17 protein-coding genes and 2 tRNA genes are annotated in these 22,803 nt (G+C 71.3%); 9 read left to right on the plus strand and 10 right to left on the minus strand.

What is annotated here, in order from left to right; genetic code table 11:
- Positions 1-28: 28 nt before the first annotated feature.
- Together tig and HTZ82_RS26785 are read right to left on the minus strand one after the other, a co-directional pair.
- Positions 29-1,426, minus strand: a complete 1,398-nt coding sequence (gene tig / locus HTZ82_RS26780; RefSeq protein WP_175411954.1) for a trigger factor — start codon at positions 1,424-1,426, stop codon at positions 29-31.
- 168 nt (positions 1,427-1,594) lie between these two features.
- Positions 1,595-1,671, minus strand: a tRNA-Pro gene (locus tag HTZ82_RS26785).
- A gap of 138 nt (positions 1,672-1,809) precedes the next feature.
- Between HTZ82_RS26785 and HTZ82_RS26790 the strand changes: the two genes are divergently transcribed.
- Positions 1,810-1,880: transfer RNA gene (locus tag HTZ82_RS26790), tRNA-Gly, on the plus strand.
- A gap of 72 nt (positions 1,881-1,952) precedes the next feature.
- Here the strand turns inward: HTZ82_RS26790 and HTZ82_RS26795 are convergent.
- Positions 1,953-2,147, minus strand: a complete 195-nt coding sequence (locus HTZ82_RS26795; RefSeq protein ID WP_175411955.1) for a hypothetical protein — start codon at positions 2,145-2,147, stop codon at positions 1,953-1,955.
- Positions 2,148-2,533: 386 nt separating this feature from the next.
- On the opposite strand from HTZ82_RS26795, the gene HTZ82_RS26800 reads away from it, so the two are divergent.
- Positions 2,534-3,637 carry an acyltransferase family protein gene (locus tag HTZ82_RS26800; protein ID WP_175411956.1) on the plus strand — a complete coding sequence of 368 codons (1,104 nt, stop codon included), beginning with the start codon at positions 2,534-2,536 and terminating at the stop codon, positions 3,635-3,637.
- On the opposite strand, the gene HTZ82_RS26805 is transcribed toward HTZ82_RS26800, so the two are convergent.
- Positions 3,624-4,079: an HD domain-containing protein gene (locus HTZ82_RS26805; protein ID WP_175411957.1), complete on the minus strand. Its 456-nt coding sequence runs from the start codon at positions 4,077-4,079 to the stop codon at positions 3,624-3,626. The genes HTZ82_RS26800 and HTZ82_RS26805 overlap by 14 nt on opposite strands.
- A 546-nt stretch (positions 4,080-4,625) precedes the next feature.
- The gene (locus HTZ82_RS26810; RefSeq protein WP_175411958.1) at positions 4,626-5,771 is read right to left on the minus strand and encodes a PP2C family protein-serine/threonine phosphatase; all 1,146 of its coding nucleotides are present in this window, start codon (positions 5,769-5,771) and stop codon (positions 4,626-4,628) included.
- 107 nt (positions 5,772-5,878) lie between these two features.
- On the opposite strand from HTZ82_RS26810, the gene HTZ82_RS26815 reads away from it, so the two are divergent.
- The gene (locus HTZ82_RS26815) at positions 5,879-7,108 is read left to right on the plus strand and encodes a GNAT family N-acetyltransferase (RefSeq protein ID WP_175411959.1); all 1,230 of its coding nucleotides are present in this window, start codon (positions 5,879-5,881) and stop codon (positions 7,106-7,108) included.
- Between the two features lie 39 nt (positions 7,109-7,147).
- Here the strand turns inward: HTZ82_RS26815 and HTZ82_RS26820 are convergent, their stop codons facing one another.
- From HTZ82_RS26820 to HTZ82_RS26830, 3 genes are all read right to left on the minus strand, one after another.
- Positions 7,148-7,957 (minus strand): Fpg/Nei family DNA glycosylase, encoded by an 810-nt coding sequence (locus HTZ82_RS26820; protein ID WP_175411960.1) that lies wholly within the window; start codon positions 7,955-7,957, stop codon positions 7,148-7,150.
- Between the two features lies 1 nt (position 7,958).
- Complete coding sequence (locus HTZ82_RS26825; protein ID WP_175411961.1) at positions 7,959-8,447, minus strand: ribose-5-phosphate isomerase; 489 nt, start codon at positions 8,445-8,447, stop codon at positions 7,959-7,961.
- 132 nt (positions 8,448-8,579) lie between these two features.
- The gene (locus HTZ82_RS26830; protein WP_175411962.1) at positions 8,580-9,176 is read right to left on the minus strand and encodes a biotin transporter BioY; all 597 of its coding nucleotides are present in this window, start codon (positions 9,174-9,176) and stop codon (positions 8,580-8,582) included.
- Between the two features lie 389 nt (positions 9,177-9,565).
- On the opposite strand from HTZ82_RS26830, the gene HTZ82_RS26835 reads away from it, so the two are divergent.
- Positions 9,566-11,035, plus strand: coding sequence for an amino acid permease (locus tag HTZ82_RS26835; RefSeq protein WP_254712125.1), 1,470 nt, complete (start codon positions 9,566-9,568; stop codon positions 11,033-11,035).
- 179 nt (positions 11,036-11,214) lie between these two features.
- Positions 11,215-11,850 (plus strand): superoxide dismutase, encoded by a 636-nt coding sequence (locus tag HTZ82_RS26840; protein WP_175411963.1) that lies wholly within the window; start codon positions 11,215-11,217, stop codon positions 11,848-11,850.
- Positions 11,851-11,979: 129 nt separating this feature from the next.
- Here HTZ82_RS26840 and HTZ82_RS26845 read toward each other — a convergent pair whose 3' ends face one another.
- Positions 11,980-12,615, minus strand: coding sequence for a DsbA family protein (locus HTZ82_RS26845; protein WP_175411964.1), 636 nt, complete (start codon positions 12,613-12,615; stop codon positions 11,980-11,982).
- A 162-nt stretch (positions 12,616-12,777) separates the two neighbouring features.
- Between HTZ82_RS26845 and pepN the strand changes: the two genes are divergently transcribed.
- Complete coding sequence (pepN, locus tag HTZ82_RS26850) at positions 12,778-15,336, plus strand: aminopeptidase N (protein WP_175411965.1); 2,559 nt, start codon at positions 12,778-12,780, stop codon at positions 15,334-15,336.
- Between the two features lie 245 nt (positions 15,337-15,581).
- Positions 15,582-16,589: a hypothetical protein gene (locus tag HTZ82_RS26855; RefSeq protein ID WP_175411966.1), complete on the plus strand. Its 1,008-nt coding sequence runs from the start codon at positions 15,582-15,584 to the stop codon at positions 16,587-16,589.
- Positions 16,590-16,630: 41 nt separating this feature from the next.
- On the opposite strand, the gene HTZ82_RS26860 is transcribed toward HTZ82_RS26855, so the two are convergent.
- Positions 16,631-17,833 carry a serine hydrolase gene (locus HTZ82_RS26860; RefSeq protein ID WP_175411967.1) on the minus strand — a complete coding sequence of 401 codons (1,203 nt, stop codon included), beginning with the start codon at positions 17,831-17,833 and terminating at the stop codon, positions 16,631-16,633.
- A gap of 414 nt (positions 17,834-18,247) precedes the next feature.
- Here HTZ82_RS26860 and HTZ82_RS26865 point away from each other — a divergent pair, with 414 nt between their 5' ends.
- Both HTZ82_RS26865 and HTZ82_RS26870 read left to right on the plus strand, forming a co-directional pair.
- Entirely contained in the window at positions 18,248-21,571 is a 3,324-nt protein-coding gene (locus HTZ82_RS26865; protein WP_175411968.1) for a S8 family serine peptidase, read from the plus strand.
- A 194-nt stretch (positions 21,572-21,765) separates the two neighbouring features.
- Positions 21,766-22,782, plus strand: coding sequence for an aspartate-semialdehyde dehydrogenase (locus tag HTZ82_RS26870; RefSeq protein WP_175411969.1), 1,017 nt, complete (start codon positions 21,766-21,768; stop codon positions 22,780-22,782).
- The last annotated feature ends 21 nt before the right edge of the window (positions 22,783-22,803 follow it).

Genomic DNA, 22,803 nt, shown 5'->3' on the forward strand with positions numbered 1-22,803 from the left:
GAGCCCGCCGTGGAGGTCAGCGTGAGGCTCAGGCCTCGGGCTTGTCCTCGGACTTCTCCTCGGCCTGCGTGTCGGCGGCCTCGGTGGCGGCCTCGACGGTCTCGGCCGTCTCATCCTCGTCGTCCAGGACGACGGGCTCACCCTCCGTGTCGACGACCGTGGCGGCCTCGACGACCAGGGCCAGGGCCTTGCCGCGGGCGACCTCGCCGACGAGCATCGGGACCTGGTTGCCCTGGACGACGGCCTGGGCGAACTGGTCGGGGCTCATGCCGGAGGAGGCGGCACGGCGCATCAGGTGCTCGGTCAGCTCTTCCTGGTTGACGTTGAGCTTCTCCTTGGAGACCAGCTCGTCGAGGATGAACTGGGTCTTGATGCCCTTGACCGCGGCTTCCTTGGTCTCGGCCTCGAACTCCTCGACCGTCTTGCCCTGGAGCTCCAGGTACTTCTCCAGCGTCAGGCCCATCTGGCCGAGCTGGTGGTGCTCCAGGTTGTGCTTGCGGGTGTTGACCTCGTCCTCGAGGAGCTTCTCGGGGATCGGGACCTCGACCAGCTTCAGCAGCTCGTCCAGGACGCGCTCCTGGGCCTGGGTGGCCTGGTCGTACTGCTTCATGTTCTCGAGGCGCTTGCGGCTGTCGGCCTTCAGCTCGTCGAGGGTGTCGAACTCGGACGCCATCTGGGCGAAATCGTCGTCGAGCTCGGGGAGCTCGCGGGCGGCCACCTGGGTGACCTTGACGGTGACCTCGGCGTCCTTGCCCTCGGCGGAGCCGCCCTTGAGCTGCGAGGTGAAGGTGGCCTCGCCGCCGGCCTCCAGGCCGGTCACGGCCTCGTCGATGCCGTCGAGCAGCTCACCGGAGCCGATCGTGTACTGCACGCCACTGGCGACACCGTCCGGGAGGACCTCGCCGTCGACCTTGGCCTCCAGGTCGATCGTCACGACGTCGCCCTCGGCGGCGGCGCGCTCGACCGGGGAGGTGGACGCGAAGCGCTCGCGGAGCTGCTCCACGGACTTCTCGACGTCCTCGTCGCTGACCGCGACGGCGTCGACGGTGACCTCGATGCCGGAGTAGTCCGGGATCTCGATGGCCGGGCGGATGTCGACCTCGGCGGTGAAGGCCAGCAGCTCGCCGTCCTTCAGCTCCGTGATGTCGACCTCGGGCTGGCCGAGCGGGTTCACGTCGGCCTCGTTGACCGCCTCGCCGTAGAACTTGGGCAGCGCGTCGTTGACGGCCTCCTCCAGCACCGCACCACGGCCGAAGCGCTGGTCGATGACGCGCGCCGGGATCTTGCCCTTGCGGAAGCCCTTGACCGTGACCTGCTGGTTGATCTTCTTGTACGCCGCGTCGAGGCTGTCCTTGAGCTCCTCGAAGGGCACCTCGACAGTGAGCCGAACCCGGGTCGGGTTCAGGGTCTCTACGGCGCTCTTCACGGTTCGGTCTCCTTGGTGGCTGATTCTGGGTTTCTGCCGGCGCGCCGACTTCGGCGGTCCAGCGGATCGGGCCCGGTCAGACGGACACACGGGCACGCAGCTTGCATAGTAACCGCAAGGAGTACGGCCCCCACAACGTGATCTTGGTTGCGCGGGAGACGCGAGAGGTGGTCGGGGTGGCGGGATTTGAACCCACGGCCTTCCGCTCCCAAAGCGGACGCGCTACCAAGCTGCGCCACACCCCGTCGGTGCGACACGTAGGGTACATGGCCGCGGGCGCCGCGTCGGCCCATTAAGGGGTGTGCGACCAGGGCGCGGGACCCGCTACGATGCTCTTCGTACCGCGGCCGTCGCTCCCTGGTGACGCGCACGGTGCGGCGCTTGCGGGCGTAGCTCAATGGTAGAGCCCTAGTCTTCCAAACTAGCTACGCGGGTTCGATTCCCGTCGCCCGCTCTGTACGGATTCCGGCCCGGCCGGGTGAGCTGCTCACCCGGCCGGGCCGGAGTCGTTCCGTCGGCGCGTTTCCTAAAAAGTGATCCTGCTGATCGAGGCGGCGACCTCGTTGAGCACGTTCGTGATCGTCGGCCCGATACCGGAACCGGCCAGGAAGAAACCGAAGAGGGCGGCGACGACGGCGGGGCCCGCTTTGAGCGATCCGCCGCGGATCAGCACCACGAGCACGATCGCCAACAGAAGCACCACGGACAGCGATATGGCCACAACTGATCACCCCTCGGTCGGTCCGGCCGGACGGCCCGGGGGTACACGGCCCGGCACACCCCCGCACGCGGTCCATCGTGCCATCAACATCCCCTGGTCTGCTGCCCCGTGACGGATGGTGGACGGGAGACGGGGAGCCCTGCGGCGCGGGCGGGGTGGGCGGCGTGAATTTCGCAACGGAATTACCGGCGATCATTTCACGGCGCCCGCATGTCCGTCACAGAAAATCCGCAGGGCCGCACCGCCGGCGCTTATTGATCAGCGCCAGCCGGGCGATATGCGGCTTTTGTCCTGGATTTGTTGTGGCATTTCAGGCACGGCGTGGATGACGAGACGTGGCTTTCCTGGTTTTCGCAAGGACCTGGAGCGGCATTAGGGTGCCTCGAATGTTCCACCCACCCCAGGAAAAACAGCGGCAGCGAGACCCTTACTTCGACAACGCGAAATACCTGGCGATCGTGCTCGTCGCGGTGGCGCACGCGTGGGAGCCGGTCATGGAGGGCAGCCGCGCGACGCGGGCGCTCTACATGGCCGTGTACGCCTTCCACATGCCGGCGTTCGTGATCATCTCCGGCTACTTCTCGCGGAGCTTCGCCGCCCGGCCCGAGCAGCTGAGACGGCTGGTGAGCGGGGTCGTCGTCCCGTACCTCGTCTTCGAGACGGCGTACACGCTGTACCGGCGGTGGGGCGACGACGCGCCCTGGCAGGCGTTCTCGCTGACCGATCCGATGTACCTGACGTGGTTCCTGATCGCGCTGTTCGTGTGGCGGCTTTCGACGCCGCTGTGGCGTGCCCTGCGGTACCCGTTGCCGGTGGCGGTGGCGCTGGCCGCGCTCGCGTCGCTGACCCCGGGCATCTCGCAGGACCTGGATCTTCAGCGGGTGCTTCAGTTCCTGCCGTACTTCGTGCTGGGGCTGATGCTGCGCGAGGAGCACTTCCGGCTGGTGCGGCGGCGGGCGGTGCGGCTGCTCGCCGCGCCGGTGCTGGTGGCGGCCGTGGTGGTGGCGTACGCGGTGGCGCCGTCGCTGCGGATGGGCTGGTTCTACCGGAACACGAGCGCGCAGGAGCTGGACGCGGCGTGGTGGGCGGGGCCGGTGGCGACGGTCGCGCTCGGCGGGGTCGCGCTGGTGCTGACGGCGGCGTTCCTGGCGCTGGTGCCGGGGCGGCGCACGTGGTTCACGGTGCTGGGCGCTGGCAGCATCTGCGGCTACCTGCTGCACGGGTTCGCGGCGAAGGCGGTGCCGTACTGGGGGCTCGACGAGACGTACGGGGTGCTGGTGACGCCCGCGGGGCGGGTCGGGCTGACGGTGGTGGCGGCCGTGGTGGTGACGCTGCTGTGCACCCCGCCGGTGCGGCGGGCGCTGCGGTGGGTGGTGGAGCCTCCGCTGGAGTGGGCGTTCCGCGGCGGGCCGCCGGCCGCGGCGGAGCGGCCCGGTGCCGGGGGCGCCGCGCCGACGGTGCCCGCGCAGCAGGCGGTCAGCCGGACGTGAGGCCGAGGAGCCGGCGTACGCGCGCGTACTTGGCGGCCAGCCGGGTGCGGGTGGGCTCGTCGAGGGCGGCGAGGCGGCCGGGGTCGCTGTTGTGCGCGAGGTCGGCCTCCTTGACCAGGAGGGCGCCGGGGACGGCCAGGATGCGGGCGGTGTAGGCGTCGAGGTCCTCGCCGGGGCGCTTGGTGACGGCGAGGACGATGTCCTTGACCTGCTGCGGGAGGGCGGCGTCCGCGAGCCACCGCGGGGACAGGGCGTCGTCCTCGACGGCGTCGTGCAGCCAGGCGGCGGCGATCTGCTCGTCGCTGCCGCCGCGTGCGCGTACGCCTTCGGCGACGGCCTGAAGGTGCTCGGCGTAGGGGCGCCCGGCCTTGTCGGTCTGGCCGGCGTGGGCGTGGCGGGCGGTGGCTTCGACCTGGGCGAGGGTGAGGTGGGGCTGCGGCATGGGCCGACTGTACGCGCGCGCCGGCCCCCACCGGCGTGCAGTCGCCGTACCGGCGGGAGGGGACGCGCAGGGGTCGCCCCCGCAGGATTGGTGGTGCCGAAACGCTTCGCGTTCCGGGGCCCGAGCCCGCCAATCCGAGGAGGTGAGCCCCGGAGCGGCCCCGACCACGCACCGGCGTAAGGCGCACCGCCCACGGGGTGACCGGGAACGGGGGTGCGGGCGGCCGGTTCCGCTGTGCCCACCCGTTCCGCCCTTGGCGGAACGCATGCCCACAGCGAAACCGGCGGTACCGGCCGACGCACCGCCCCACAGCAAAACCGGCGGAACCGCGGCCCACGCACCGCCCCACAACAAGACCGGCGGAACCGCGGCCCACGCACCGCCCCACAGCAAAACCAGCGGCACCAGCCCACGCACCGCCCCGCAGCGGGAACCGGCGGGCCGGTCGGCGCACCGCCCCCGCAGCAGGGGTGGCGGCGACCGTCGGGGGGCCGTTCGGGGGGCAGGGGGCGGGCTGCAGCCGGTGCTGGGGGCGGCGGGTGGGGGTTAGGGGTCGCGGGTTAGGAGGAGGAGGGCTCGGTCGTCGTTCACGTCTTTGGCGCAGGCTTCGATCAGGTGCCACGCGGCGCCCCGGAAGCCGGAGGAGACGTAGCGGTCGGCTTCGCCGGTCAGGCGGTCGATGCCCTCGGTGATGTCGCGGTCGGATGCCTCGACCAGGCCGTCCGTGAACAGCATCAGGACGTCGCCCGGGTTCAGGGTGCCCTTGACCGGGTGGAACTCGGCGCCGTCGTAGACGCCCAGCAGGGGGCCGTCGCCGGACTTCTCCTCCCAGCGGCCGGTTCCCGCGTGGAGCTGGAGGGCCGGGAGGTGGCCGGCCGACAGGAGTTCGTAGTCGCCCGAGTCCAGGTCGAGGACCAGGTGGATGGAGGTGGCGAAGCCCTCGTCCCAGTCCTGGCGCAGCAGGTAGCCGTTGGCGGCGGGCAGGAAGCCGTGCGGCGGGAGGGAGCCCAGGAGGCCGCCGAACGCGCCGGACAGCAGGAGCGCGCGGGAGCCGGCGTCCATGCCCTTGCCGGACACGTCCGTGAGGACGACCTCCAGGGTGCGCCCCCCGCCGGTGCGGGCAGCGACGACGAAGTCGCCGGAGAACGACTGGCCGCCGGCCGGGCGGAGTGCCATCTCGCGGTGCCACCCCTTGGGCAGCGCGGGCAGCGCGCTCTGGGCGCGGATGCGTTCGCGCAGGTCGAACAGCATGGTGCCGCCGCGCCGCCACGGCACCCCGACGCGGGCCCGGAACTGGGCTATCAGGAGGCCGAAGAGCCCGCAGGCGGCGACCACGAGGACGGTGCCCGGGGTCACGCGTGCCATGCCCTCGGTGTACGGGCCGAGCACGGCCGACTCGACGATCAGCGCCCCGGCGGCCGCCGCGTACAGCCCGAGCAGGCTCGCGGGGCGCAGCAGCAGTCCGCCGGCGACGATCGGCAGGACCAGCGCCTCGGGTGCGAACCACACGGGTGCGGCGAGGGTGGCCAGCAGCAGCGCCGGGATGGTCAGGAACAGGCCTGCCAGGGCGACCCAGTCGGAGCCGTCGCCGCGGAAGTAGTCGACGGCGGATTTGCGCAGGCCGACGCGGACCCGGTGGACCGCCTTGCGGTACCGGGCCGTGTACGCGTCCACTCGTGCAGTACGGGCCATTGGCCTGGACCCTATCCACCCGGCCGGGTGGCGCGCAGGGGGACCCCCGTGACAATGCGTTCGAAATCGGGTCGCCCAGGGGGGTGGACGCCTGGTACGCATGGCATATGACGACTGAGTTGCGGGTACTGCGCGCGGCCGAATGGCAGTCCTGGTACGGGCAGTTGGAGCTCGCCTTCGGGGGCGTGGCGGAAGCCGCGGAGGAGCGGGAGCTGTGGGAGGCGCTGACCGAGTGTGAGCGGTCGGTGGGGGTCTGGGACGGCGGGGTGTGCGTGGGGACGGCCGGGGCGTTCGGCTTCCGTGTGGCCGTGCCGGGCGGCGCGGTCGTGCCCGCGGCGGGCGTGACGATGGTGAGTGTGGCGCCGACGCACCGCAGGCGCGGCATCCTCACGTCGATGATGCGGCGGCAGTTGGACGACGTACGGTCCTGGGGGGAGCCGCTGGCGGTGCTGACCGCGTCGGAACCGGACATTTATGGCCGGTTCGGTTACGGCCTGGCGACGCGGCGGATGCGGGCGGACATAGACACGTCCCGGGTGCGGCTGTCCGTACCGGACGGGACGGATGACGTACGGCTGCGGCTCGCGCGCCCCGAGGAAGCGGCGGCGGCCTGCGAGGCGGTGTACGCGCGGTCGGTGCCGGGACGGCCGGGGATGCTGGAGCGCAGACCGGGCTGGGAGCGGCTGCCGTTGCTCGACCCTCCGTCGGAGCGTGAGGGTGCCTCGCCGCTGCAGTGCGTGCTGGCGGAGCGTGACGGTGACGTGGCCGGGTACGCGCTGTACCGGGTGCGGCCGGACTTCGACGCGGAGGGCCCGAAGGGCACGGTGGTGTTGGAGTACGCGGGGGCGCTCGACCCGGCTGCGGACGCCGCCCTGTGGCGTTTCCTGTTCGCTATCGACCTGACGTCGCGGCTGACGATGGCCAACCGGCCCGTGGACGACGCCTGGCAGCATCTCGTCTCGGACATCCGGCGGTGCCGGGTGGCCTGGCGGGACGGGATGTTCGTACGGCTCGTGGACGTGGCCGCGGCGCTGGAGGCGCGGACGTACCAGGTGCCGGTGGACGTGGTCCTGGAGGTGGCGGACGCGTTCTGTCCGTGGAACGCGGGCCGGTGGCGGCTGACCGGGAACGGCAAGGGCGCGCAGTGCTCCCGTACGGACGACGCGCCGGACCTGGCGCTGTCGGTGCGGGAGCTGGGCGCGGCCTATCTGGGCGGGTTCTCGCTGGTGTCGCTCGCGGCCGCGGGCCGGGTGCGGGAGCTGCGGGAGGGCGCGCTGGCGGAGGCGTCGCTCGCGTTCGGCTCGCCCGTGGCTCCTTGGGTGGCGCACGGCTTCTGACCCGGGGTCAGCGGGTCGGCGGGTCAGCTGGTCAGCGGGTCAGCGGGGCTGGCAGGCGGGGCACCAGAAGAGGTTGCGGGCGGCGAGATCGGCGGTGCGGATCTCGCCGCCACAGATGTGGCAGGGCATCCGGGCTCTGCGGTACACGTACACCTCGCCGCCGTGGTCGTCGACGCGCGGCGGGCGGCCCATGGCCTCGGGGGTGTGCTCGGGGCGTACGGTGTCGATCCGGTTGGCGCGGACGCCCTCGCGCATCAGCGCCACGAGGTCGTGCCAGATCGCCGTCCACTCCCGCTCGGTGAGGTCCCTGCCCGCGCGGTACGGGTCGATGCCGTGCCGGAAGAGGACCTCGGCGCGGTAGACGTTGCCGACGCCCGCGATGACCTTCTGGTCCATGAGCAGGGCCGCGATGGTGGTGCGGGAGCGGGAGATCCGCCGCCAGGCGCGGTCCGGATCGTCGCCGGTGCGCAGCGGGTCGGGGCCGAGCCGGTCGTGTATGGCCTGCTTCTCGGGGTCGGTGATGAGCGCGCAGGTGGTCGGGCCGCGCAGATCGACGTACGACTCCGGGTCGGCGAGCCGCAGCCGCACGGTGTCCGTGGGCGGCGGCGCGGGGGCGGCGCCGAAGTTCACCTTGCCGAAGAGGCCGAGGTGGATGTGGACCCAGCCCATCTCCTCGAAGCCGAGGAACAGGTGCTTGCCGTGGGCGTCGACCCCGTCGAGGACCATGCCGTCCAGGAGCGCCGCCGCGTCGGCGAACTTGCCCTGCGGGCTGGACGCACGCACAGGCCGGCCGCCGAACCTTTCCAGGTGGTCGGCGGCCAGCCGGTGGATCGTGTGCCCCTCGGGCACGTCAGTCCTGCTGCGGGTGGTGGGCCGGGACGGGGGGCATGACGCCCTCCGTCTCGTACGCGGCGAGCATGTCGATGCGGCGGGTGTGCCGCTCGTCACCGCTGTACGGGGTGGCGAGGAAGACCTCCACGAACTTGGTGGCCTCGTCCTGCGTGTGCATACGGGCGCCGACGGCGACCACGTTGGCGTTGTTGTGCTCGCGGCCCAGGGCGGCGGTCTGCTCGCTCCAGGCGAGGGCGGCACGGACGCCCTTCACCTTGTTCGCGGCGATCTGCTCGCCGTTGCCGGAGCCGCCGATCACGATGCCGAGGGCGTCGGCGTCGGCGGCCGTCCGCTCGGCGGCGCGCAGGCAGAACGGCGGGTAGTCGTCCTGGGCGTCGTAGATGTGGGGTCCGCAGTCGACGGGCTCGTGGCCATGGGCCTTGAGCCACTCGACGAGGTGGTTCTTCAGTTCGTAGCCGGCATGGTCCGAGCCGAGGTACACGCGCATGGGTCCGAGTGTGGCACGGGGCCGGTCACCGGTCGGGCAGCGGGGGTGCGAAACCGGGCGGTGTCCGGCGCGCGCGCCTCCGGACGCGTTCGTGTCACCGGACGCGTTCGCACCTCCGGAAGACGGCTCGTGTCAGGCGTCCCGGCCGGCGAGCTTCCACGCGGCCGGCGTGAGGCCCATCGCGAGCACGGCCTTCAGGGCGTCACCGATGAGGAACGGCACCATGCCGAGGGCGACGGCCTTCGACAGGCCCATGCCGGTCGACAGGGCCAGGTACGGCACGCCGACCGCGTAGACGATCAGTGAGCCGAGCGCCATCGTGCCCGCCATGCGGAGCACCGACCGGTCCGCGCCGCGCCGGGCGAGCGCGCCGACGGCGGTGGCGGCGAGCAGCATGCCGAGGATGTAGCCGAGCGTCGGGATGGAGAACCCGGAGGCGCCTTCCGCGAACCACGGCACGCCCGCCACACCGACCATCAGGTACAGCGCCAGGGAGAGGAAGGCGCGGCCGGCGCCGAGCGAGGTGCCGACGAGGAGGGCGGCGAAGGTCTGGCCGGTGATGGGGGCGGGGAGACCCTCGACGGGGATGGAGACCTGGGCGGCGAGGCCGGTGAGCACGGCGCCGCCGGTCACGAGCGCGATGTCGCGGGCACGGCTGGCGGGGAGCAGGTCGGCGAGGACCGCTCCGGTACCTCCGGTACGGGAAGGGGCGGCGGCAGCAGTGCTCATGGGGACTCCGCGGTGGTGAGGTGGCCGGTCGGGACCTGCCGACCGTAGCCCAGGTGTGAACGGGCGATCACCGTCAGCCGATGACAAAGCCCTCGGCGCGGTGTTGGTTGACTTCGCACAAAGATCGCTGATTACACCTCAGGGCACGTGATGCTTGTCACGTGGGGTGGAGTTCGATCGGCCCCTTTTGCACCATGGAGCCTCCGAGGGAGAGACTGTGGAGTCTCACCAAAGTCGCCTGATCCGCGGACGTGGCAGTCCTGTGTCCGCTTCTTCACGTTGTGCAAGCGGTGTGTCCGTATAGCGGAAACCGGTTCCCCGTGACCGGTGCACGCACCCAGACTCGTGGGCGACTTTGCCCCTTACCCGGACAGGAACAGGGCCCACCCATGTCCCGTACCTCCGCGCCCGAGAACGCCGACGCGCCGCTCTCGCACGGACTCAAGCAACGCCATCTGTCGATGATCGCCCTGGGCGGTGTGATCGGCGCCGGCCTCTTCGTCGGCTCGGGCGCGGCCATCGCGGCCGCGGGCCCGTCGATCATCGTCGCGTACGCGCTCTCCGGTCTGCTCGTCATGCTGGTGATGCGCATGCTCGGCGAGATGTCGGCGGCCAACCCGGCGTCCGGCTCCTTCTCGGTGCACGCCGAGCGGGCGATCGGGCCGTGGGCGGGCTTCACGGCGGGCTGGGCCTTCTGGTTCCTGCTGTGCGTGGCGGTCGGCCTGGAGGCGATCGGCGCCGCGAAGATCGTGACGGGCTGGCTGCCCGGCGTGCCCGAGTGGTCGCTCGTGGCGCTGTTCATGCTGATGTTCTGTGTGACCAACCTGGCCGCCGTGAAGAACTTCGGCGAGTTCGAGTTCTGGTTCGCCGCGCTGAAGATCGGCGCGATCACGCTGTTCCTGGTGATCGGCGTGCTCGCCATCCTGGGTGTGCTGCCCGGCACGGACTCGCCCGGCACCTCCAACCTCCTGGGCCAGGGCGGTTTCCTGCCCAACGGCAGCGAGGGCCTGATCGTCGGCCTGCTGGCCTCCGTGTTCGCGTACGGCGGTCTGGAGACCGTCACCATCGCGGCCGCCGAGTCCGAGCACCCGGTGCAGGGCGTGGCCAAGGCCGTCCGTACGGCGATGTGGCGCATCGCGGTGTTCTACATCGGCTCGATGGCGGTCATCGTCACGCTGATCCCGTGGAACAGCGAGTCGCTGGCGAAGGGCTCGTACGTCGCCACGCTGGAGCACCTGGGCCTGCCGGCGGCCGGCGAGATCATGAACGTGGTCGTGCTGATCGCGCTGCTGTCCGCGATGAACGCCAACATCTACGGCGCGTCCCGCATGGCCTGCTCGCTGGTGGCGCGCGGCCAGGGCCCGAAGGGGCTCGGCAGGATCTCCGGCGGGGTGCCGCGCGTCGCGGTGCTGACGTCGTCGCTGTTCGGGTTCCTGTGCGTGCTGCTGAGCTACTGGCGGCCGGACGACCTGTTCATGTGGCTGCTCAACATGATCGGCGCGATCATCCTGGTGGTCTGGTCCTTCATCGCCGTGTCGCAGCTGATCCTGCGCCGCCGCACGGAGCGCGAGGCCCCGGAGAAGCTGGCCGTGCGGATGTGGGCGTACCCGTACCTGACGTGGCTGGCGCTCGCCGGTATCGCGACGGTGTTCGTGCTGATGGCGCGTGAGGAGGGCACGCGGGTCCAGCTCTACTACACGGGCGGTCTGGTCCTGGTGCTGGCCGCGCTGGGCTTCGCGCACCAGCGGCTGACGCGCCCGGCGCGGCGTACGAGGCCGCTCATGACGGCCGCGGAGGCGGCGGAGGCGACTGAGCCCGCTGAGGCCGCTGAGCAGGACGAGGTCAAGGCCGGCGCCTGACACACGGTCGGTTCGAGTTCCCGGGAAGCCCCCGGCGCCGCGTGCGCCGGGGGCTTCCGCGTGCTTCTTCCGCGTTCTTCCTTCGTGGTCCTACGACCGAAGGCTGATCAACATCCCGGCTTACTGCTGTTAGCCTGCTATTGCACACAGCTTGCAATAAGCGGTCGGAGGCTCAGGCCATGGCGATGTACACCCTTCCGGAACTCCCCTACGACTACGCGGCGCTGGCGCCCGTGATCAGCCCGGAGATCATCGAGCTGCACCACGACAAGCACCACGCCGCCTACGTCAAGGGCGCGAACGACACCCTGGAGCAGTTGGAGGAGGCGCGGGACAAGGACCAGTGGGGCTCCGTCAACGGCCTCCAGAAGAATCTGGCCTTCCACCTCTCGGGCCACATCCTGCACTCCATCTACTGGCACAACATGACCGGTGACGGCGGCGGCGAGCCCCTCGACAAGGACGGCGTGGGCGAGCTCGCGGACGCGATCGCCGAGTCGTTCGGCTCCTTCGCCCGGTTCAAGGCCCAGCTCTCCAAGGCCGCCGCGACCACGCAGGGCTCGGGCTGGGGCGTCCTCGCGTACGAGCCGGTCAGCGGCCGGCTGATCGTGGAGCAGGTCTACGACCACCAGGGCAACGTGGGCCAGGGCTCGGTGCCGATCCTGGTCTTCGACGCCTGGGAGCACGCCTTCTACCTCCAGTACCGGAACCAGAAGGTCGACTTCATCGAGGCCATGTGGCAGGTCGTCAACTGGCAGGACGTGGCGAAGCGCTACGCCGACGCCAAGGACCGTACGCCGCTGATCGCGCCGTGATCCCGGCAACCCACAGTCGTCCTGCCTCGTGATCGTCTTCTCACCCTTCACGTGGCAGGCGGAGAAAGGGACAGCCCCCGCGAGGACAGGACTCGCGGGGGCTGTTCTGTAGGGCTGTTCTGCAGGGGATCAGTCGAAGTTGGGGCCCTCGGTGCGCGTGCGCTTGATCTCGTAGAAGCCCGGCGTCGACGCGACCAGGAGCGTGCCGTCCCACAGCCGGGCCGCCGCCTCGCCCTTGGGCGCCGGGGTCACCACCGGGCCGAAGAACGCGACCTCCGTGCCGTCCGGGCCCGGCACCGAGACGACCGGCGTGCCGACCTCCTGGCCGACCTTGTTGATGCCCTCCTTGTGGGAGGCGCGCAGCTCCGCGTCGTACGTGTCCTTGTTGGCGTACTCGGCGAGTCCGGCCGGCAGCCCCGCGTCCTCCAGGGACGCGGCGATGGACTCGGGCGTCGCACCCAGACCCTGGTTGTGGAAGCGGGTGCCCATGGCCGTGTACAGCCGGCCCAGCACCTCGGGGCCGTGCAGCTGCTCGGCGGCGATCGCCACACGGACCGGGCCCCAGGCCGTCGTGCGGAGCGCCTCCCGGTACTCCTCGGGGACCTCGTCCAGCTTGTCCTCGTTGAGGACGGCGAGGCTCATCACATGCCATCGCACGTCCACCGGGCGTACCTTCTGCACCTCCAGCATCCAGCGGGATGTCATCCATGCCCACGGGCACAGGGGGTCGAACCAGAAGTCCGCGGTGGTCCTCGTCTCCGACATGTCTCTCCGTCTCCCCGTCTCTTCCGGTCTTCCGACGATGCGGTGTCCGTTCCGGACACCCGGGACAACAGGAGGGACGGGCGAGGGCATTCCCGGATACGTAGCGTGAAAGCCGCGTGGGAGGATCGCTGCCGGTACCAACGAGCCACGAAGGAGTCGCCCGTGCCCGGTGAGAATCTGTCCCGCGACGAGGCCCGCGAGCGGGCCGCGCTGCTGTCCGTCGACGGGTACGACGTCGCGCTCGACCTGCGGTCGGCGGTCGGCGGCGACGAGTCGGAGCGGCGGACGTTCCGGTCGGTGACGACGATCCGGTTCCGCTGCGCCGCCCCGGGGGCGAGCACGTTCGCGGATCTCGTCGCGCCGTCCGTGACGGCGGTCACGCTCAACGGACGGGAGCTCGACCCGTCGGCGGTGTTCGACGGGGCGCGGATCGCCCTGGACGGGCTGGCCGATGAGAACGTGCTGGTCGTGGACGCGCGGTGCGCGTACAGCCGGACCGGCGAAGGTCTGCACCGGTTCGTGGACCCGGAGGACGGCGAGGTCTACCTCTACACGCAGTACGAGCCGGCGGACGCCCGTCGGGTCTTCGCCAATTTCGAACAGCCCGATCTGAAGGCCCCGTACCGCTTCGAGGTGACGGCGCCCGGGGGCTGGACGGTGTGGAGCAACGGCGCGGAGGAGTCCCGCGAGGAGGCCGCCGGGGGCGGTGTGCGGCGGCGGTTCGCGCGGACGCAGCCGATCTCGACGTACATCACGTGTGTCGTCGCCGGTCCGTACCACTACGTCACGGACACCTACCGGCGCGGTGAGCTGGAGATCCCGCTGGGCGCGATGTGCCGCAAGGGCCTCGCGAAGCACTTCGACGCGGACGACGTCTTCCTGGTCACCAAGCAGGGCCTGGACTTCTTCCACGACGTCTTCGACTACCCGTACCCCTTCGGGAAGTACGACCAGGCGTTCGTGCCCGAGTACAACCTGGGCGCGATGGAGAACCCGGGGATGGTCACCTTCCGCGAGGAGTACATCTACCGGGGCAAGGTGACGCGGGCCGCCTACGAGCGGCGGGCCAACGTCATCCTGCACGAGATGGCGCACATGTGGTTCGGCGACCTGGTCACCATGAGGTGGTGGGACGACCTCTGGCTGAAGGAGTCCTTCGCGGACTTCATGGGCACGTTCTCGATGGTCGAGGCGACCCGCTTCACGAACGGCTGGATCACCTTCGCCAACAACCGCAAGGCGTGGGCGTACCGGGCCGACCAGCTGCCGTCCACGCACCCGGTCACGGCCGACATCCGTGACCTGGAGGACGCGAAGCTGAACTTCGACGGCATCACGTACGCCAAGGGCGCGGCCGTCCTGAAGCAGCTCGTCGCGTACGCGGGGCGGGAGGCGTTCCTGGAGGGCTCACGGCGGTACTTCAAGCGGCACGCGTACGGGAACACGACGCTGGGCGATCTGCTGACCGTCCTGGAGGAGACCTCCGGGCGGGACATGAAGGCGTGGTCGCGGTCGTGGCTGGAGACGTCCGGGGTCAACGCGCTCACGCCGGCGGTGGCGTACGACGGGGAGGGTCGTATCGCCGAGCTGGCCGTGGAGCAGGACGGCGCTCAGGCGCGTCCGCACCGGGCGGCCGTCGGGCTGTACCGGCTGGAGAGCGGGGAGCTCGTACGGTACGCGCGCGCCGAGGTGGACATCACCGGGGCGCGGACGGTCGTCGCGGAGCTGGCGGGGGCCGAGCGGCCCGCGCTGGTGCTGGTGAACGACGAGGATCTGACGTACGGCAAGGTCAGGTTCGACGAGGACTCGCTGGCGACGCTGAAGGCGCGTCTGGGCGACATCGTGGACCCGCTGGCGCGGGCGCTGTGCTGGTCGGCGCTGTGGAACATGACGCGGGACGCGCTGATGCCGGCGCGGGACTTCGTGGCGGTCGTGCTGGCCTTCGCGGGGCGCGAGTCGGACATCGGGGTGCTGCAGATGCTGCACGCCTGGGTGCGGACCTCGCTCGTCCACTACGTGGCGCCGCAGTGGCGCGAGCACGGCGGGCGGCTGGTCGCGGAGGCGGCGCTGCGCGAGCTGCGGCGGGCCGAGCCGGGCAGTGAGCACCAGCTGACGTGGGCACGGTTCTTCGCGGCGGTCGCGGCGGCGGACGAGGACTTCGCGTTCCTGGAGGGCCTGCTGGCCGGGACGGCGGCCGTGGAGGGGCTGGACGTCGACCAGGAGCTGCGCTGGGCCTTCCTGGAGCCGCTGGCCGCGCACGGGCGCGCCGACGAGGCGGTGATCGCGGCGGAGCTGGCGCGGGACGACACCGCGACAGGCAGGCGGCACCAGGTGCGGTGCCTGGCGGCGCGGCCGTCGGAGGCGGTCAAGGCACAGGCGTGGGCGCAGGTCGTGGAGTCGGACCGGCTGTCGAACGCGCTGGTCGAGGCGACGATCGCGGGGTTCGCGCAGCCGTCGCAGCGGGAGCTGGCGGCGCCGTACGCGGCGCGGTACTTCGACGCGATCGAGCGGGTGTGGGCCGAGCGGTCCATCCAGATCGGGATGGACGTGGTGCGGGGGCTGTTCCCGGCACTGCAGGACCGCGCGGAGACGCTGGAGGCCACGGACGCGTGGCTGGCCGCGCACGAGGCGGCCGCGCCGGCGCTGCGGCGGCTGGTGCTGGAGGCGCGGGACGACCTGGCCCGCGCGCTGCGGGCCCAGGAGCGCGACGCCCTGGCGTGACGCGTACGCCGTGGCGTGACGCGTACACCGTGGCGTGACGCGTACACCGTGGCGTGACGCGTACACCGTGGCGTGACGTGTACGCCCTCGGGGGGCGGTGCTCCGGAAGGGGTGCCGCCCTCGCGGGTCGAAGCCTTCCATCATCGGCAATCGAACGTCCGTACTTTAGGACGGAGTCGTCCCTAAATGTCGACGGGCTTGTAACAGCGGTTAGCGCGGGCGTCGTTGGCGGGCACTTCCGCAGCATGAAGAACACCCCGCTCTCCCCCCGCCCCCTGTCCCACCTCTCCGACGCCCCGTCCCGGGTCCTGTCCGCCGCGCAGTTGCGGGCGCACGGGGTGCCCGCGGCGGAGGTCAGTGCGCAGAGCCGGGCCGGTGGCCCCTGGCAGCAGCTCCTGCCGGGGGTCTACCTGCTGCACCAGGGGCCGCCGACCAGCGACGAGCGGCTGCAGGCCGCGCTGGTGTACACCGGGCGGCGGCCCGCGCCCGCGGACGCGCCCGGGTTCGGCGACTCGATGATCACGGGCCTGGCCGCGCTCACGCTGCACGGGTTCCCGTCCGCTCCCCCGCTGCTGTCGCTGGACCGGATCGACGTGCTGGTGCCGCGCACCCGGCGGCTGCGGTCGACCGGGTTCGTGCGGATCGTGCGGGCGGCCCAGGAGCTGCCCGTACCGGAGGAGGTCACCGGCCTGCCGGTCGCCCCGGTGGCGCGGGCGCTCGCGGACGCGGTGGCCCAGCTCGGCGACCCGCACACGGTGCGGCGCCTGCTGACCGAGGCGGTGCGCGACGGGTACTGCGAGCCGGCTGCGGTCGTACGGGAGTTGAGCAGGGCGCGGCTGCTGTCGCGGCCGCACGTGGTGGACGCCGTGGACTCGCTGCTCGCGGAGGGGCGGGCGCTGGCCGAGGGGCGGTTGTACGAGATGGTGCGGGAGCACGGGCTGCCGGACCCGGTGTGGAACGTGGACCTGCGGCTGCCGGGCGGCCCGCACCTGGGGGGTGTGGACGCGTACTGGCCCGACCAGGCGGTGGCGGTGGAGCTCGACACCCGGGCGCCGCGCCAGGACGAGGATGCCATGTGGTCGGAGTACACACGGAAGCGCGAGTACCTGGAGCGGCTGGGGATCACCGTCGTGCACATCACGCCGAAGAAGCTGCGTGAGGCCATGGACCAGCAGGCGATCGTGGTGCGTACGGCTCTGATGGCGGCCGACGATCGCGCGCCGGCCGCCTATGTGGTGGTGCTGCCGAGGTGACGGCCGGTGGTGACCGCCGGTGTGACGTCCCGTGGTGACGGCTACTTGCAGAACTCGGCTTCCAGGGCCTCGTCGAGGCCGCCCGCCCAGTCGCCGTTGATGTTGCCCGCCATGGAGTGCGAGGCGTCGCGCGTGGCCGCGACCAGCGATCCGGAGCCGTGGATGCCGCCGGTGTGGCCCCAGACCTCCTTTCCGCAGCTCAGCTTGGTGGCGTACACGCCCAGTCCGTAGCCCGTGATGCCCGCCATGCCGACCGGGACGGTGGTCGTCAGCTCCTTCATCTGCCGCTGCGGCAGGAGCCGTCCGTCGAGCAGGGCGCGCAGGAACTTCTGGAGGTCGGCGTTGTCGGAGATCATCTCGCCGGCCGCGCCGGCGAGGGACGGGTTGAGTTCGGTGACGTCGTGGATCTTCGTGGCCGGGTCGGCCGGGTCGGCGCCGAGCGTGGAGTAGGCGCGGCCGCTGGGCCGGGGCAGTGCGGCGTCGGTGCCGGGTACGGAGGTGGCGCGCAGCTTGAGCGGCTTGAGGATGCGGCGTTCGACCTCGGTGCCGTAGGGGCGGCCGGTGGCCTTCTCGATGACCATGCCGGCCAGGACGTAGTTGGTGTTGGAGTAGTTCCAGCTCGTGCCGGGGGCGAAGTCCGGCTGGTGCTTCATGGCGATGGCGACGAGCTGTTCGGGGGTCCAGGTGTCGTAGCGGTGCTTGAGGAAGCCGTCGCCGAGGACGGTGGTCTGGAAGTCCTGGTCGGATGTGTAGCTGTAGATGCCGCTGGTGTGGTTGAGGAGTTGGCGCAGGGTGACGCGGCCGCCGTCGTGGCCGTTGCCCTGGACGACGCCGGGGAGCCACTTCTCCACGCTGTCGTCGAGGTCGAGGCGGCCCTCGGCCTCCAGTTGGAGCATGACGGTGGCGACGAAGGTCTTGGTGATGGAGCCGACGCGGTAGCGGTCGTGGTGGTGGCGCTTGCGGCCGGTGTCGCGGTCGGCGACGCCCGCGCGGCCGTTCCAGGTGCCGTGGCGGTCGCGTACCTGGACGAGGACGCCGGGCGCTCCGTCGCGCACGGCGGCCTCGATGGCCCGCTGCGTGGCGTGGTGGCGGCCGCCGCCGGCCCGCTCGCCGACTGCGTCCGGGGCGGCCGGAGCGGCGGCGGGGCCGGGTGCGGCGACGGCGGGTGCGGTGAGCGCGGTCGCGGTGACGGCTGCCGCGACCAGGGCGGCCGCGAGACCACCGCGGAGCGTTCGTACGGACATGTGGGGTTCCCCTCCCTGGACGACTGGTTCGCGGGAGGGGACTTCGGGGCGGTGCCGCAGGGTTGAGCCGCGCTGCGGGGTTGGGCCTGTTTCAGCCGTTGCCGCCGATGCGGCTGTTACGCGTCACGCATGCATACGGCGCAGGCCGCCACCCTCAACCTCTGCTTCATGCAAGGAGGTTACGGAGGCTTGCGGGCCGGCCGACAGGATGCGCGGACGAAAGAGGGATAACCCTCGCCCGCTGGGCGACTGATCCCGGTTCGCCCCTCGTGGCGTATCCGGCGCGATGACGGGTTTACGCCAGGAACCCCTTCCGTCTCCAGACGCCCTCCACAAATCCCTGTCACATACGAAAGGCTCAACGGTCATCCGGCACCGAATTCCGGACCGTTCCTTTCACAAACAGGGATGCTGATGACCCTCGAACCCCCCAACCCCATATCGGGGATGAGACGTGCGACCCGTGTCGCGGCCGCCGCGGGCCTGGTCGCCGCGTTGATCGCGACCGGCGCCGCGCCCGCCTTCGCCGCGCCCGGCGCGCCCGGCGCGCCCGCGAGCCCCGTGGACACCCCGCCGGCCTCCCCCGTGCCGGCGAAGTCCGCGGAGGACAAGCTCGGCTCGGACGACGCCGAACTCCTCGCCGACGCCCAGGCCAGGGGCGAGCGGACCGTCACGGTCATGGTGGCCACGGCCCCCGGCGCCACCGACCAGGTCGCCGAGCAGCTCGACGCCGTCAAGGGCGGCTCGGTCGGCCGGACCTACGACAAGCTCGGCTACGTACGGGCCACCCTGCCCACCGCGCAGGCGGAGGCCGCCATCGCCGCGGCCGCCAAGCTGTCCAGCGTGCAGGGCATCGACCTCAAGCACGAGATCCGGCTCGACGACCCGACGCCCGCCGCCGACCGGGCGCACGGGGCCTCCGCCGAGAGCACCGGCACCTACCCGGCGCCCGGCAAGCACACCCCGGCGGTCAACCCGTACAACCCGTCGCACGAGACGGGCGCGGTCGACTTCGTCAGGAAGAACCCGACAGCGGACGGCCGTGGTGTCACCATCGGCATCCTCGACTCGGGCATCGACCTGGGCCACCCGGCGCTGCAGAAGACCACCACCGGCGAGCGCAAGATCGTCGACTGGGTGACCGCGACCGACCCCGTCAGTGACGGCGACCAGACCTGGCGCCGCATGGACGTCGGCGTGTCCGGCCCCGTCTTCACGTCCGGCGGCAGCACCTGGACGGCGCCCGAAGGCACGTACAAGTTCCGGACCTTCGCCGAGGCCGCCACCAAGGGCGGCGACATGGCGGGCGACCTGAACCGGGACGGCGACACCACCGACGTGTGGGGCGTCCTGTACGACCCGGCCGCCGGCACCGTCCGCGTCGACCTGAACGGCAACAAGGACTTCGGCGACGACGAGGCCATGAAGCCGTACAAGGACGGCTTCCAGGTCGGCTACTTCGGCACCGACAACCCGGCAACGGACGTCGTCGAGCGCATCCCGTTCGTCGTCGAGATCCGCAAGGACGTCGTCTTCAACGCCGCCGGCGACAAGGCCGACTACGTCAACATCGGCGTCATCGAGGGCTCCCACGGCACCCACGTCGCCGGCATCGCCGCCGCCCACAGCCTGTTCGGCGGCAGGATGAACGGCGCGGCGCCCGGCGCCAAGCTGGTGTCCTCGCGCGCGTGCACCTGGAGCGGCGGCTGCACCAACATCGCCCTCACCGAAGGCATGATCGACCTCGTCGTCAACCGCGGCGTCGACATCGTCAACATGTCCATCGGCGGGCTCCCGGCGCTCAACGACGGAAACAACGCCCGCGCGCGCCTCTACACGCGCCTCATCGACACCTACGGCGTCCAGCTCGTCATCTCGGCCGGCAACAGCGGCCCCGGCGTCAACACCATCGGCGACCCGTCCCTCGCCGACAAGGTCATCAGCGTCGGCGCGAGCATCTCCAAGGAGACATGGGCCGCGAACTACGGCTCGATCGTCTCGAAGCGCTACGACATGCTGCCCTTCTCCTCCCGCGGCCCGCGCGAGGACGGCGGCTTCACGCCGACCCTCAGCGCGCCCGGCGCGGCCGTCAACACCACGCAGACCTGGGCGCCCGGCGGCCCGGTCCGCGAGGCCGGCTACGAGCTCCCGGCCGGCTACTCGATGCTGCAGGGCACCTCGATGGCGGCCCCGCAGGCCACCGGCGCCATGGCGCTGATGCTGTCGGCCGCCAAGCAGCGAGGTGTCGAGCTGACCCCCGCGAAGCTGCGCACCGCCGTGGTCAGCCAGGCCGACCACATCCGCGGCGTGCAGGCACACGAGGAGGGCGCGGGCGTCCTCAACGTCGTCGACGCCTGGAAGGAAGTCCTCCGCGGCGCCCACGCCCACGAGTACACGGTCAAGGCGCCGGTCGACACCGCGATCGACCAGTTCCTCGCCGAGCCGGGCTCCGGCACCGGCCTGTACGACCGTGAGGGCGGCATCAAGGTCGGCCAGGAGAAGGTCTACGAGATCACCGTCACCCGCACCACGGGCGCCGACAAGCCGATCCGGCACGAGCTGTGGTTCGAGAACAACCACGAGCGCACGTTCCGGGTCGTCGGCAGCGACGAGATCATGCTGCCGCTGAACAAGCCGGTCACCTTCAAGGTCGCCGCCAAGCCGCGCAGCGCCGGTGTCCACAGCGCGATCCTGGAGGTCACCGACCCGAAGACCAAGGGCATCGACAAGCAGATCCTGACGACCGTCGTCGCCACGGAGCAGCTCGCCAAGCCGTCCTTCAGCCACTCGGCCGAGGGCTCGGTGCAGCGCAACAGCCACCGCTCGTACTTCGTGACCGTCCCGGCCGGCGCCAAGTCCCTGGAGGTCGCCCTGGGCGGCCTGGCGAAGGACAGCCAGACCCGGTTCATCGCGATCCACCCGTACGGTGTGCCGGCGGACTCCACGTCGACGATCAACTGCTACCCGAACTACACCAACCCGAACAACACCTGCCGCCCCGACCTGCGCTCGTACGCGAACCCGCAACCGGGCGTCTGGGAGATCGAGGTCGAGGCGCGCCGTACGTCGCCGCTGCTCGACAACCCGTACAAGCTGGACGTCACCGTGCTCGGCGCCACCTTCGACCCGGCCGTGCAGACGCTGCCGGAGGCCCGGGTGGGCACGGCCGCGCCGGTCGAGTGGAGCGTCACCAACGGCTTCGCCGCCATCGACGGCAAGCTGAAGGGCGGCTCGCTGGGCTCCGCGAAGGTCGCGCGTCCGACCATCGGCCACCACGCCGAGCAGCGCACCACCGTCGAGATCCCCGAGGGCGTCGAGCGCTTCGACGTCGCCATCGGCAACGTCTCCGACAAGGCCGCCGACCTCGACCTGATCGTGCTGCGCGACGGCGTGCAGGTCGGCTCGTCCGCGGACGGCGACTCGGAGGAGTCGGTGTCCCTGGTGAAGCCCGCCCCGGGCACGTACACGATCGTCGTCGACGGCTACGCGGTCCCGGCCGGGGAGACCGCCTACGACTACAAGGACGTGTACTTCTCGTCCGCGCTCGGCGAGGTCAGGGTCGACGAGTCGAAGTCGGTCTCGCTGGCGAACGGCGCGTCCGCGGCGTTCGGCGCGGAGGTGCTGGTGAACGGCGCGGCTCCCGAGGGCCGGCAGTTCTTCGGCGAGGTCAGCCTGCTGAACGCGCGCGGAACCGCCGCGGGCACGGGCAGCGTCGTGATCGGAAAGGTCACTCCGTGATCCACACTCCGTGACCTGGAGGGATACGGAGTGTGAGGGCGGGCGTCCAGACAGGGCGCCCGCCCTCTCCGTTCCGTGTCCGGTCCGTGGTCCTTCTCACCACCCGGACAATGGATTGGACAAGGCGACCCGGGACATACGCATCATGGACAGCGGCAGCACCCCTTGCCGCACGTACGTACGGAGGAGTCCTCGTGAAGGTAGGAATCGTCGGAGCCACCGGTCAGGTCGGCACGGTCATGCGCAGGATCCTTGCCGAGCGAAAGTTCCCGGTCGACGAGCTCCGCCTGTTCGCCTCCGCGCGCTCGGCGGGCACGGTCCTGGACGGCGTGACCGTCGAGGACGCCGCCACGGCCGACTACACCGGCCTGGACATCGTGCTGTTCTCGGCCGGCGGCGCCACCTCCAGGGCGCTCGCCGAGAAGGTCGCGGGGCAGGGCCCCGTGGTGATCGACAACTCGTCCGCGTGGCGGCGTGACCCCGAGGTGCCGCTGGTCGTCTCCGAGGTGAACCCGCACGCGGTCAAGGACCGCCCCAAGGGGATCATCGCCAACCCGAACTGCACCACCATGGCCGCCATGCCGGTCCTGAAGCCGCTCCACCAGGAGGCCGGCCTGGTCGCGCTGGTCGCCACGACCTACCAGGCCGTGTCCGGCTCCGGCCTCGCCGGTGTCGCCGAGCTGGACGGCCAGGTCAAGGCCGTCGCCGAGCGCGCCACCGAGCTGACCCACGACGGCGAGGCCGTCGACTTCCCGGAGCCCGGCGTCTACAAGCGCCCCATCGCCTTCAACGTGCTGCCGCTGGCCGGCTCGATCGTGGACGACGGGCTGCACGAGACGGACGAGGAGCAGAAGCTCCGCAACGAGTCCCGCAAGATCCTGGAGATCCCGGAGCTGAAGGTGTCCGGCACGTGCGTGCGCGTCCCGGTCTTCTCCGGCCACTCCCTCCAGATCAACGCCCGCTTCGAGCGCCCGATCAGCGTCGAGCGCGCGTACGAGCTGCTGAAGGACGCCGAGGGCGTCGAGCTGTCCGAGATCCCGACGCCGCTCCAGGCGGCCGGCAAGGACGCCTCGTACGTGGGCCGGATCCGCGTCGACGAGACCGTCGACAACGGCCTGGCGCTGTTCGTGTCCAACGACAACCTGCGCAAGGGCGCCGCGCTGAACGCGGTGCAGATCGCGGAGCTGGTCGCGAAGGAGCTCCAGGGCTGAGCCCCGCCCCGGTGTGAGGGC

The sequence above is a fragment of the Streptomyces sp. TRM64462 genome (assembly GCF_013362995.1).
In the GTDB taxonomy this organism is placed as follows: Bacteria; Actinomycetota; Actinomycetes; order Streptomycetales; family Streptomycetaceae; genus Streptomyces.

Excerpts from the sequence above, each read along its gene's own strand:
- HTZ82_RS26800 (WP_175411956.1), top strand. The coding sequence starts at position 2,534 with ATGTTCCACCCACCCCAGGAAAAACAGCGGCAGCGAGACCCTTACTTC.
- HTZ82_RS26805 (WP_175411957.1), bottom strand. The coding sequence starts at position 4,079 with ATGCCGCAGCCCCACCTCACCCTCGCCCAGGTCGAAGCCACCGCCCGC.
- HTZ82_RS26810 (WP_175411958.1), bottom strand. The coding sequence starts at position 5,771 with ATGGCCCGTACTGCACGAGTGGACGCGTACACGGCCCGGTACCGCAAG.
- HTZ82_RS26815 (WP_175411959.1), top strand. The coding sequence starts at position 5,879 with ATGACGACTGAGTTGCGGGTACTGCGCGCGGCCGAATGGCAGTCCTGG.
- HTZ82_RS26825 (WP_175411961.1), bottom strand. The coding sequence starts at position 8,447 with ATGCGCGTGTACCTCGGCTCGGACCATGCCGGCTACGAACTGAAGAAC.
- HTZ82_RS26830 (WP_175411962.1), bottom strand. The coding sequence starts at position 9,176 with ATGAGCACTGCTGCCGCCGCCCCTTCCCGTACCGGAGGTACCGGAGCG.
- HTZ82_RS26835 (WP_254712125.1), top strand. The coding sequence starts at position 9,566 with ATGTCCCGTACCTCCGCGCCCGAGAACGCCGACGCGCCGCTCTCGCAC.
- HTZ82_RS26840 (WP_175411963.1), top strand. The coding sequence starts at position 11,215 with ATGGCGATGTACACCCTTCCGGAACTCCCCTACGACTACGCGGCGCTG.
- HTZ82_RS26845 (WP_175411964.1), bottom strand. The coding sequence starts at position 12,615 with ATGTCGGAGACGAGGACCACCGCGGACTTCTGGTTCGACCCCCTGTGC.
- HTZ82_RS26855 (WP_175411966.1), top strand. The coding sequence starts at position 15,582 with ATGAAGAACACCCCGCTCTCCCCCCGCCCCCTGTCCCACCTCTCCGAC.
- HTZ82_RS26860 (WP_175411967.1), bottom strand. The coding sequence starts at position 17,833 with ATGTCCGTACGAACGCTCCGCGGTGGTCTCGCGGCCGCCCTGGTCGCG.
- HTZ82_RS26865 (WP_175411968.1), top strand. The coding sequence starts at position 18,248 with ATGACCCTCGAACCCCCCAACCCCATATCGGGGATGAGACGTGCGACC.